The following is a 10626-nucleotide window of genomic DNA, read 5'->3' as shown; positions in this document are numbered from 1 at the left end:
CCGCTGGAGCACGGCCTCACTCGGTGAGCCCGTGCTCCAGTACATCCATCGTGCGGTCGACCAGCACCGAGAAGTCGTCCCGGTGGCCGTTCTCCGCCCAGTACAGGGACGCTTCCATCAGGCCGCCGACGAGGGACATGGCGTAGACGCGGACCTCCAGGCTGTCCGGGTCCCGGCCGGTGCGGGTGGCGATGGCCTCGCAGAGCATGGTGCCGGTGACCGACATGCTCTCCATCATGCGGGAGCGCACCGCCGGGACCTGGACCATGAGGTGGGTGCGGAGGCGGGAGGTCTCGTCGTCCTCCTTCATGCCGTACCTGACGGCCTTCTGCATCACGTAGCGGAGGGTGACCATCCATGGTTCGTCGGCGGGGCGGGCCCGCAGCTCCTCCATGATGATCGGGTCGAACTCGTCCGTGATGACGATGTCTTCCTTGGTCGGGAAGTAGCGGAAGACGGTCGACGGCGACACCTCGGCGCGCTCGGCGATCTGCTCGATCGTGGTCGCGTCGTAGCCCTGCTCCTTGACGAGCGCGTACGTCGCGGTGCGGATCGCTTCGCGGGTCTTGATCTTCTTGCGCTCGCGGAGGCCCAGTTGAGGGCGGTCGGCGGGGCTGAAGGGGGAGGGTGCGGCCGTCATGGTGTTCATTGTCCGGCATCCGCCGAGGCGACGGCCACGGCCGTGGCGGGGTCTTCCTCCTCCTTCGCCGCGGGCGCGGCCGGGGTGTTCGGCAGGAACGCCGCCGCCAGCAGGGCGGTGACGAGGGCCGCGGCGCCGCACACCAGCAGGACCAGGCCCATGCCGTGGACGTAGGCGCTGTTCGCGGAGGCGATGAGGTCCGCCGAGCCCGTCCTCTGGCCGACGATGTGGGCCGCGACCACGGACTCCCCGGCCGTGTCGGCCGCCTTGGCGGGCAGGCCGGTGACGTCGAGGCGGTCCCGGAAGGTGCTCGCGAGCAGGCTGCCGAGCAGGGCGATGCCGATCGCGGCGCCGACCTGGCGCATGGTCATCAGGAGCCCGGAACCGCTGCCGGCCCGGTCGCGGGGCAGCGCTCCGAGGGCGCCGTCCATCGCGGGGACGATCGAGAAGCCGAAACCGAAGCCGGTGACGGACAGCCACAGCGCGGTGAAGCCGTAGCCGGAGTCGACCGTCGTACGGCTGCCGAGCACCGCGGCGAAGGCGAGGACCACCAGGCCCGCGGTGACCACGGCACGGGAGCCGAACCTGGCGACGAGCGGCTGCGCGGCGCGGGCCGCGATGATCAGGCCGCCCATCATGGGCAGCAGGCGGACGCCGGTGCCCAGCGCGTCGTTGCCGAGGACCGCCTGGAGGTACTGCGGCAGCACGAACAGCAGGCCGGACAGGACGAACATCACCAGGGTCGCGGCGATCGAGTTGAACAGGAAGCCGCGGTGGCGGAGCAGGGTCATGTCGAGCATGGGGCGTTCCATACGCCGCTCGCGCAGCACCAGGGCGCCGATGAGGACCGCGGCGCCGATGAGCATGCCCACGATCAGCGGGTCGCCCCAACCGCGGCCGGGCGCCTCGATGATGGCGTAGATGAGGGAGCCGAGGCCGGCCGCGGTGAACGCGGTGGAGAGGGTGTCGACCTTGGGGGAGGCGGGGTCGCGGGTCTCGGGGAGCAGGAAGACGCAGGCGGTGATGCCGATCGCGGCCATCGGGATGTTGACCAGGAAGACCGAGCCCCACCAGAAGTGGTTGAGCAGCCAGCCGCCGATGATCGGGCCGAGCGGCAGTCCGAGCGAGGAGGCCGCGGAGATGATGCCGACGGCCTTGGTGCGCTCGTCCGGGCCGAAGAGCGAGGGCAGCACGGACAGGGCGAGCGGGGTGACCAGGGCCGCGCCGACGCCCATCACCGTGCGGGCCGCGATGACCCAGTTCACGTCGCCCGCCAGCGCGCCCGCGACGGAACCGGCGAGGAAGATGCCGAGCCCGACGATCAGCATCCGGCGCCGTCCGAAGCGGTCGCCGAGGAGTCCGGCCGGGAGCATCAGGGCCGCGAAGACGATGACGTAGGAGTCCGCCATCCACTGCTGCTGGCCGGTGGTGGCGCCGAGGTCGCCGGCCATCGTGGGCAGGGCGACGTTGAGGATCGTGGTGTCGAAGCCGAGCGTGAGCATGCTCGCGACCAGGGCCGCGAGGGCCCACCAGCGGCGCGGGTCGCGCCGCGCTTCGTTGTTCTCCAGGACAGTGACAGTAGCCATGAAATGAGAGTAGCTGTCAAAAGGTGGTTGATGTCAATGGGGATCGACTTTCAGAGCATGAAAAATGGCCACGGCTTGTGAGCCGTGGCCATGAACAGGGGGTGTCCCAGGTGCTATCCGTGCTGGTACGCCACCAGGGAGATCCCCACGTAGTGCACGAGGAAGGCCGCCACCGTCAGGGAGTGGAAGACCTCGTGGAAGCCGAACCAGCGCGGTGACGGGTTCGGGCGCTTGATGCCGTAGATCACGCCGCCCGCGCTGTAGAGCAGTCCGCCGACGATGACCAGGACCAGGACGGCGATGCCGCCGGTGCGCATGAAGTCGGGCAGGAAGAAGACGGCCGCCCAGCCCATCGCGATGTAGCAGGGGGTGTAGAGCCAGCGCGGGGCGCCGACCCAGAAGACCCGGAAGGCGATGCCCGCCAGCGCCGCGCCCCAGATGCCCCACAGCAGCCACTGGCCCTTGGCGCCCGGGAGCAGCAGCATCGTCAGGGGTGTGTAGGTGCCCGCGATGATCAGGAAGATGTTGGCGTGGTCGAGTCTGCGCAGGATGCCGTCCATGCGCGGGCTCCAGTTGCCCCGGTGGTACAGGGCGCTGACCCCGAAGAGCAGGCAGGCTGTGAGGGCGAAGATCCCGCAGGCGATGCGGCCCCGGGCCGAGTCGGCGAGAGCGGTGAGCACCAGGCCGGAGACGAGAACGGCCGGGAACATGCCGAGGTGCAGCCAGCCGCGCAGCTTCGGCTTCACATGTTCGGGGAGGGAGAGCGCGGAGGGAGCTTGGCCGGTGATCGGCCTGTCCGTGGGCGCGTCGGGGACGGACGCTGTCATGCCCTCAATCGTACCTACGGAACCGTAAGTTACGTGTCAGTGCGGCGAGATGAGGGTCCAGAAGTGGCCACTCTCTCATGGCCCGCCGACGTGCGGGTACCCGGGGTGAACCGACGGTGACGCACGGAAAACATCTCGATACGTGGCGATCCTCACGTCGCTCGTCTGTGAGGCCCTCTGGACAGATGGGCGGGCGAGTCGGATGATCAAATGAGTGCGGTCGGCACCGGATGAGCGCCAAGATCGACCATCGTGAAGCATCCGGGTCGCGGCCCCCACGGGGCAACAAGGACAAAATCCCTCACCATAGGAGCAATCGTGGCGCGCGACATCGCGGCTCCCCCCGTCATCCCCACCCAGCACAAAGAACTGGTCTCGTGGGTGAACGAGATCGCAGAACTGACCCAGCCGGACAGCGTGGTCTGGTGTGACGGATCCGAAGCGGAGTACGAGCGGCTGAGCGAGGAGCTCGTCCGAAAGGGCACCTTCAAGAAGCTCGACCCGATCAAGCGCCCCAACTCCTACTACGCCGCCTCCGACCCGACCGATGTCGCCCGGGTCGAGGACAGGACGTTCATCTGCTCCGAGAAGGAAGCGGACGCGGGACCGACCAACCACTGGAAGGCCCCCGCGGAAATGCGGGAGATCTTCGCGGGAGAAAAGGGCATCTTCCGCGGCTCCATGAAGGGCCGGACGATGTACGTCGTCCCGTTCTGCATGGGCCCCCTCGGCTCGGACCTCTCCGCGATCGGCGTCGAGATCACCGACTCCGCCTACGTCGCCGTCTCCATGCGCACGATGACGCGTATGGGACAGCCCGTCCTGGACGAACTCGGAACCGACGGATTCTTCGTGCGTGCTGTGCACACGCTCGGAGCGCCGCTGGCCGAGGGCGAGCAGGACGTGCCGTGGCCGTGCAACTCCACCAAGTACATCTCGCACTTCCCCGAGAGCCGCGAGATCTGGTCCTACGGCTCCGGCTACGGCGGCAACGCGCTGCTCGGCAAGAAGTGCTACGCCCTGCGCATCGCCTCCGTGATGGCGCGGGACGAGGGCTGGCTCGCCGAGCACATGCTGATCCTCAAACTGACGCCCCCGCAGGGCGAGTCGAAGTACGTGGCCGCCGCCTTCCCGAGCGCCTGCGGCAAGACCAACCTCGCGATGCTGGAGCCCACCGTCTCCGGCTGGACCGTCGAGACCATCGGTGACGACATCGCCTGGATGCGGTTCGGCGAGGACGGCCGGCTCTACGCGATCAACCCCGAGGCCGGTTTCTTCGGCGTCGCGCCCGGCACCGGCGAGCACACCAACGCCAACGCGATGAAGACGCTGTGGGGCAACTCCGTCTTCACCAACGTGGCGTTGACCGACGACAACGACATCTGGTGGGAGGGCATGACGGAGGAGACCCCGGCCCACCTCACGGACTGGAAGGGCAACGACTGGACGCCCGACTCGGACGTTCCCGCCGCGCACCCCAACGCCCGCTTCACCGTGCCCGCTTCGCAGTGCCCGATCATCGCGCCCGAGTGGGAGGACCCCAAGGGCGTGCCGATCTCGGCGATCCTGTTCGGCGGCCGGCGTGCCACCGCCGTACCGCTGGTGACGGAGTCCTTCGACTGGAACCACGGCGTCTTCCTCGGCGCCAACGTGGCCTCCGAGAAGACCGCCGCCGCCGAGGGCAAGGTCGGCGAACTGCGCCGCGACCCCTTCGCCATGCTGCCGTTCTGCGGCTACAACATGGGTGACTACATGGGCCACTGGATCGACGTGGCCAAGGGCAGGGACCAGTCCAAGCTCCCGAAGATCTACTACGTGAACTGGTTCCGCAAGAACGACGCGGGCAAGTTCGTGTGGCCGGGCTTCGGCGAGAACAGCCGGGTCCTGAAATGGATCGTCGACCGCCTCGACGGCCGCGCCGAGGGCGTCGAGACCCCCATCGGCGTGCTGCCGGCCAAGGGCGCCCTCGACACCAAGGGCCTCGACCTCTCCGAGGCCGACCTGGACTTCCTGCTCACCGTCGACAAGGACGTGTGGCGCGAGGAGGCGGCCCTGGTCCCCGACCACCTCAACACCTTCGGCGACCACACCCCGAAGGAACTGTGGGACGAGTACCGCGCGCTGGTGCAGCGCCTGGGCTAGTCCCTTGTGAGACTCCGCGGCCGGTCGCACCGAATGTGCCCTGACCAGCAGATCGTCACGGCCGGCCGCGGTGACGGCACAACGGGTAAGGGCCCGCACAACGGCGTGCGGGCCCTTACCCGTTGGCCTCCAATTCTTCCATCACCTCTGCCCAGAACGGCATTTCGGGGGACACTCGGGACAACCTGCAACGAACCCCGAAGTGAGGTGAGCGGGGTGCGCACTCCGGTCAGCGATCCGCTGAGCGTGGGGCCGTACCGGATCGCCGGGCGGCTCGGCTCCGGCGGAATGGGATGGGTGTATCTCGGCCGTTCCCCGGCCGGCCGCGAGGTGGCGGTGAAGGTCGTGCGGCCCGAACTGGCCGCCGAAAGCGAGTTCCGCGAGCGTTTCGCCCGCGAGGTCGCCGCCGCCCGGCTGGTCAGCGGCGCCTATACGGCGGCGGTCGTCGACGCGGACACCGAGGCCGAACTCCCTTGGCTGGCAACGATGTACGTGCCCGGGCCCTCCCTCGCCGAGGCCGTCCGCGCCGACGGCCCGCTGCCCGAGGCCCAGGTCCGCAGGCTGGGCGCGTTCCTCGTCGAGGCGCTCCAGGCGATCCACGCGGCCAACCTGGTCCACCGCGACCTCAAACCGGCCAACGTGCTGCTCGCCTCGGACGGCCCCCGCGTCATCGACTTCGGCATCTCCCGCGTCGAGGGCGCCCCGGGCCTCACCCGGGCCGGAATCGTGGTGGGCACCCCGCCGTTCATGTCACCGGAGCAGATGACGGCCGCGCCGGTCGGCCCGCCCACGGACGTGTTCTCCCTCGGCGGTGTCCTCGTCCACGCGCTGACCGGCCGCCCACCGTTCGGCTCGGGCGAGGGGGTGAGCCTGCGGGTGGTGCACCGCGAACCCGACCTGGACGGCGTACCGGCGGGGCTACGGCCGCTGCTCGCGCGGTGTCTTGCCAAGCGGCCCGGTGACCGGCCCCGACTGGACGTCCTGCTGGGGGAGTTGCTGGACCAGCCGCGCACCGCGGTCTGGCCGCCGGCCGCCGTGGCCCGCACGATCGAGGTCCGGCGCAGCGAACTGGCGGCCCGGCGCGGGGGCGGTACGAGTCTGCCGGTGCCGTCCTGTCTGCTGCTGCACGCGCAGGCCCTGCTGGACGCGGGTCTCACCGACGACATGGTCACGCGGGCGGTGGTCCGTGGCGACGCCTGAGGCCTCGATCCCGCCCGGCCGGGACTACGACATCGCCTCGTCCTGGCGGCAGTTGACGCACACCTGGGGCGCCCGCCGGAATTACCACGTCGAGAGCGAGGTCGATTCCCTCTCCCTGCAATTCGATCTAGAGGAATCGGGGCGCACGCTCACCGTGCGTTTCATGACCACGAAAAGACTTCTCGTCGCTTTTGTCACCGACGGTCATTCTCTGCGTAAGGATCAATTGGCGATCGCCGCCGCCGCGTCCAACGCGTGGAACACCGAACAGCTGAATCCCATGCTGTCCGTGTGGGACGTGCGCGGACCCAGCCCCTGCCTCGCCGGAGTCTGCGACCTCCCGCTGACCTGCCGGATCTCGCAGGCCGACTTCGATGCTCTGGCCAGTGATTGGGTGGAACGGGCGCGACAGATGTTCACCCGCTGCCATCAGGTTTTCCAGCTGTAGAAGTGAATTGAGCATTCTCAGTCAACCCCTTTCGGCCACGGCCCTGTTGCCTCCACTATGGGCGGCAACGGGGGGTCGTCATGAGACGTACGTTGTGCACTGCCGTGCTGTTCGGTCTGCTCTTCGGCCTGTTGATCGCGGTGATTCCGGCGGGGTCGGCGGCCGCCGCCGGCGCGGACTGCGGCAAGGACTTTCCGACGCGCCTGGGCTGCTGGCGGGACGCGCTCGGCGACGGGGCCGAGGTCACGGTCACGCTGAACAGGCCGCTGGCCTTCGACACCGGCCGGAAGGTCGACCAGGCCGCCGTCCGCCGGGACCTCAAGAACCTTCGGGTACAGGTACCGGCCGGCGTCCACACCGGCCAGGGCGGCACGGCGCTGATCCTCCTGGCCGGCCACGCACTCGTCGACCGGGATGCCCGGATCGACCGGCTGGACACCAGGGCGCTGAACCAACTCGGCGCCTGCACAAGTGACCTGTGCACCGCGCTCAAGAACTCCTCGCTCACCGGCGGCCAACTGATCGACAAGAAGCTGGGCGTCACCGAACTCGACCCGCACAAGTCCAGGAACCTTCCGCTCCCCCTGCTCACCGCCCTGACCGCCGTCCTCCTCCTGCTGCTCCTCGGCCTCTTCCTCGCCGTCCGCCGCTCCCGCGCCCCGGCGACAGCCACAGCCACAGCCACAGCCACGGCCGCGGCGGACGCCGCCCCGGAACCCGCGGAGACCACCGCCAGACTCCGCCCCGTCCCGCCCGCCCCCGCGCCGCCCCCGTCCCCCGGCCGCCGGGTCGGCCCCCGCCCCGGCCCGTCCCGAACGGCCGTCGTCCGTACGGCACTTCACCCGCAGGGCTACGTCGAACTCGACCACGTCCTGTACCGGGCGGTGTGGGCCGAACCCGACCGCACCCCGCCCGAGCCCGGCGCGCAGGTCGAGGTCACCGACGCCCGCGAACCCGACTCCGACGTCCTGTACGCCTTCCCACCCGCCGCCAGACACCACGCCCGCGGCAGCTCGTGATCCCCGTACTACCGCCCGGTCGACCAGGAGAAGTCATGCACAGCGAATACCCGCCCACGCTGCCGGCGGAGTACGCCGACATCGAGTTCGAGAACAACGCGCAACGGCTGCCGCTGGTGCTGTGCCTCGACACGTCGAGTTCCATGGCGGGGGCGCCGATCCAGAGTCTCAACGACGCGCTCGCCGACTGGACCCGCGAACTCCACGACGACGTCTCCCTCAGCTACAGCGTCGAGGTCGCCGTGATCACCTTCGGCGGCCGGGGCGTCGGCGCCTGGCGCGGGCCCCAACTCCTGGACGCGCGCACCCCGGTGAGCCCCTTCGTGCCCGCGCACGCCTTCCAGGCACCCCGCTTCACCGCGTCCGGCGTGACGCTGATGACGGAGGCGCTGGAACTGGCCATGCATGTCGTGGCGGCCCGCAAGGCGGAGCTGCGCGCCTCCGGACTCCAGTACTACCGCCCGCAGATCTGCCTGGTCACCGACGGCCTCCCCACCGACGGCACCGGCCATATGACCGACTCCTGGCACCGCCTGCTGCCGGTCCTCGCCGAGGAGCAGCAGGCCCGCCGCTTCCGGCTCTACGCGATCGGTGTCGGCGGCATCACCGACCGCGGGGAGCAGGTGCTGCAGGCGTTCGCGCCGAAGTTCAACGCTCGCATCCAGGGCTTCCCGTTCCGCGAGCTGCTCCAGATGATGTCGGCCAGCGCCAACGCCGAGCAGAAGGGCGCGGGCGACGAGGTCTTCGAGAAGATCTTCAGCCAGTTCAAGACCCAGCGCCCGGCCTGGGAGAGCTGAGCGGTGGCCGCGTCGCCCTGGCGCATCCACGGCCTGAGCGTCGAGGGCTACCGCCACCGCCGCACCGGGACCCCCTGCCAGGACGCGTGCACCTATGTGGCGTCCGCGCCGGTGACCGTGCTCGCCGTCGCGGACGGCGCGGGCAGCCGCCCGCACTCCGACCAAGGAGCCCTGCACGCCGTCGAGTTGGCGGCCGAGCACTTCCGGCGCCGGGCCGCCGCCGCGTCCGGCTGCCCGCCCGGCGCCGAGGTCCACGACCTGCTCGCCGACGCCTTCCACGACGTGGCGAAGATCTTCCTGGACACCTACGGCGCCGCCGCCCCCGACTACGCCACCACCCTCACCGTCGTCGTCCTCACCCCCGGCTGGCTCGGCCATCTCAGCGTCGGCGACGGATTCGTCGTCGTACGGGCCGGCACCGAGGACGGGCAACGGCAGTTCCACCTCCTCCCGCAGCCGCCCGCCGTCAGCGAGTACAGCAACGAGACCGTCTTCCTCACCTCACCCGACGCGCCCCGCCGACTGCACACCGACTGTGTGGCGGACCCGCGCGTCGACGGCGTGCTGCTGTCCACCGACGGTCTCGCCCAAGCCGCTCTCTCCACCCCCGGCGGCGGCCCGCCGCAGCCCAACACCTCTTTCGTGGAAGCGGTGTTGCGCTCCCTGGACACCCCTGGGCCGGTGACCGAAAGCGCGAGCGAGAACATCGCCGCTCTCCTCCGCTCCGACCGGCTGAACAGTCTCAACGGCGACGACAAGACCCTGCTGCGGGCCGTGCGCACGGTGACCCCGTGACCGGCCGCACCGTCCACCTGGACGGCAAGCCCGTCACCCTCGCCGAACTCCCGCTCAAGGGCGGCGGCCAAGCGGCCGTCTACCCCGTCGAGGGCGACGACACGATCGTCGTCAAGCTCTACCGGGACCGCCCGGGACCGGACCTGGAGCGCCGCCTCGCCCGCATGCTGACCATGTCCCCGCTCGCGGCCCGCCCCACCGACGCCAACCAGCCCCCCGAACTCGCCTGGCCCACCGCCGTCGCCCGCGATGCCGACGACACCTTCCTCGGCTACGCCATGCGCCGCTTCGGCGAACCCCAGCACGTCCAGCTGGTCGGCCTGTTCACCCGCGCCCAGCGCCTGCGGCTCTTCCCGGACCGCGCGGACTGGCGCTTCCTGCTCGGCGTCTCCTGGAACCTCGCCTTCATGACGGCCCGCATGCACTACGACGGCCTCGTCATCGGCGACTTCTCGTCGAGCAACGTCGTCGTCGACGCCAACGGCTTCGTCACCTTCCTCGACTGCGACTCCATCGCCTTCACCGACCCGGTCACCGACGAGCACTTCCCGTGCCTGATGCACACCACCGACTACTCCTCACCGGAACGCCAGTCGGGCGCGGCGGCCACCCAGGAGAGCGACAACTTCGCGCTGGCGGTGCTCATCTACCAGCTCCTCACGGCCGGCAACCACCCCTTCGGAGGCGTCCCGCACGACAGCACCTCCGAGTCGACGGTCAAGGACAACATCGCCGCGAGCGTCTCCTACGTCGTCCGCCCCGAGGCGGTCGTCGTCCCGCGCGGCACCGTGGACCCCTCGGTCCTCCCGCCCGGCCTCCTCACCCTGGCCCACACCGCCTTCGGCCCGGGCGTCCACGCCCCCGCCGCCCGCCCCACACCGGAGGTCTGGCTGCGCGCCCTCGACCAGGAACGCTCCCGCGTCCAGGCCTGCCCGACCCGCCCCCTGCACACCTACGGCTCCCACCTCCCGACCTGCCCGTGGTGCATCCGTGCCGCGGTGACCGGACACGACGTGTTCAACCCGCCGCTACGACAGCCGGACCCGGTTCCGGTGCCGCCGGTGGCCGTGCCGGAGAGCCACCGCTTCGGCCCGCTGAAGGTGGCGGGCCTGCTGTTCGCCGTCGTCCTGGTGCTCATCGTGCTCATCGCGCTGGGCAACCGTTGATCCACG

10 protein-coding genes are annotated in these 10626 nt (G+C 70.1%); 7 read left to right on the top strand and 3 right to left on the bottom strand.

Translation table 11 applies throughout. From position 1 onward, the window contains the following. Positions 1 to 16: 16 nt before the first annotated feature. From ACWDEW_RS02700 to trhA, 3 genes are all read right to left on the bottom strand, one after another. On the bottom strand, positions 17 to 640 hold the full coding sequence (locus ACWDEW_RS02700; protein WP_450508924.1) for a TetR/AcrR family transcriptional regulator: 624 nt from the start codon (positions 638 to 640) through the stop codon (positions 17 to 19). A 5-nt stretch (positions 641 to 645) separates the two neighbouring features. Further along, complete coding sequence (locus ACWDEW_RS02695) at positions 646 to 2226, bottom strand: DHA2 family efflux MFS transporter permease subunit (protein ID WP_450508922.1); 1581 nt, start codon at positions 2224 to 2226, stop codon at positions 646 to 648. 113 nt (positions 2227 to 2339) lie between these two features. Continuing rightward, a complete protein-coding gene (gene trhA / locus ACWDEW_RS02690) occupies positions 2340 to 3053 on the bottom strand; it encodes a PAQR family membrane homeostasis protein TrhA (protein ID WP_450508920.1) in 714 nt (237 codons plus the stop codon). 318 nt (positions 3054 to 3371) lie between these two features. Between trhA and ACWDEW_RS02685 the strand changes: the two genes are divergently transcribed. The 7 genes from ACWDEW_RS02685 to ACWDEW_RS02655 all read left to right on the top strand — a co-directional run bounded on the left by ACWDEW_RS02685 (position 3372) and on the right by ACWDEW_RS02655 (position 10620). Then, a complete protein-coding gene (locus tag ACWDEW_RS02685; protein WP_450508918.1) occupies positions 3372 to 5195 on the top strand; it encodes a phosphoenolpyruvate carboxykinase (GTP) in 1824 nt (607 codons plus the stop codon). A gap of 216 nt (positions 5196 to 5411) precedes the next feature. Beyond that, positions 5412 to 6395: a serine/threonine-protein kinase gene (locus ACWDEW_RS02680; protein ID WP_450508916.1), complete on the top strand. Its 984-nt coding sequence runs from the start codon at positions 5412 to 5414 to the stop codon at positions 6393 to 6395. Continuing rightward, positions 6382 to 6843, top strand: coding sequence for a hypothetical protein (locus tag ACWDEW_RS02675; protein ID WP_450508914.1), 462 nt, complete (start codon positions 6382 to 6384; stop codon positions 6841 to 6843). The genes ACWDEW_RS02680 and ACWDEW_RS02675 overlap by 14 nt, the downstream gene beginning before the upstream one ends. A gap of 80 nt (positions 6844 to 6923) precedes the next feature. After that, complete coding sequence (locus ACWDEW_RS02670; protein WP_450508912.1) at positions 6924 to 7862, top strand: hypothetical protein; 939 nt, start codon at positions 6924 to 6926, stop codon at positions 7860 to 7862. Between the two features lie 35 nt (positions 7863 to 7897). Then, positions 7898 to 8659 carry a vWA domain-containing protein gene (locus ACWDEW_RS02665; protein WP_450508910.1) on the top strand — a complete coding sequence of 254 codons (762 nt, stop codon included), beginning with the start codon at positions 7898 to 7900 and terminating at the stop codon, positions 8657 to 8659. Between the two features lie 3 nt (positions 8660 to 8662). Further along, positions 8663 to 9454 (top strand): PP2C family serine/threonine-protein phosphatase, encoded by a 792-nt coding sequence (locus ACWDEW_RS02660; RefSeq protein ID WP_450508908.1) that lies wholly within the window; start codon positions 8663 to 8665, stop codon positions 9452 to 9454. Then, on the top strand, positions 9451 to 10620 hold the full coding sequence (locus ACWDEW_RS02655) for a hypothetical protein (RefSeq protein ID WP_450508906.1): 1170 nt from the start codon (positions 9451 to 9453) through the stop codon (positions 10618 to 10620). The genes ACWDEW_RS02660 and ACWDEW_RS02655 overlap by 4 nt, the downstream gene beginning before the upstream one ends. Positions 10621 to 10626: the final 6 nt, after the last annotated feature.

This window comes from Streptomyces sp. NPDC001100 (genome assembly GCF_053598575.1).
Note: the sequence above shows the minus strand (reverse complement) of the source record. Positions and strands in the feature narration are given on the sequence as shown.

Bases quoted from the DNA above. Each gene is read 5' to 3' on its own strand.
- ACWDEW_RS02700 (WP_450508924.1), bottom strand. From the start codon at position 640: ATGACGGCCGCACCCTCCCCCTTCAGCCCCGCCGACCGCCCTCAACTG.
- ACWDEW_RS02695 (WP_450508922.1), bottom strand. From the start codon at position 2,226: ATGGCTACTGTCACTGTCCTGGAGAACAACGAAGCGCGGCGCGACCCG.
- trhA (WP_450508920.1), bottom strand. From the start codon at position 3,053: ATGACAGCGTCCGTCCCCGACGCGCCCACGGACAGGCCGATCACCGGC.
- ACWDEW_RS02670 (WP_450508912.1), top strand. From the start codon at position 6,924: ATGAGACGTACGTTGTGCACTGCCGTGCTGTTCGGTCTGCTCTTCGGC.
- ACWDEW_RS02665 (WP_450508910.1), top strand. From the start codon at position 7,898: ATGCACAGCGAATACCCGCCCACGCTGCCGGCGGAGTACGCCGACATC.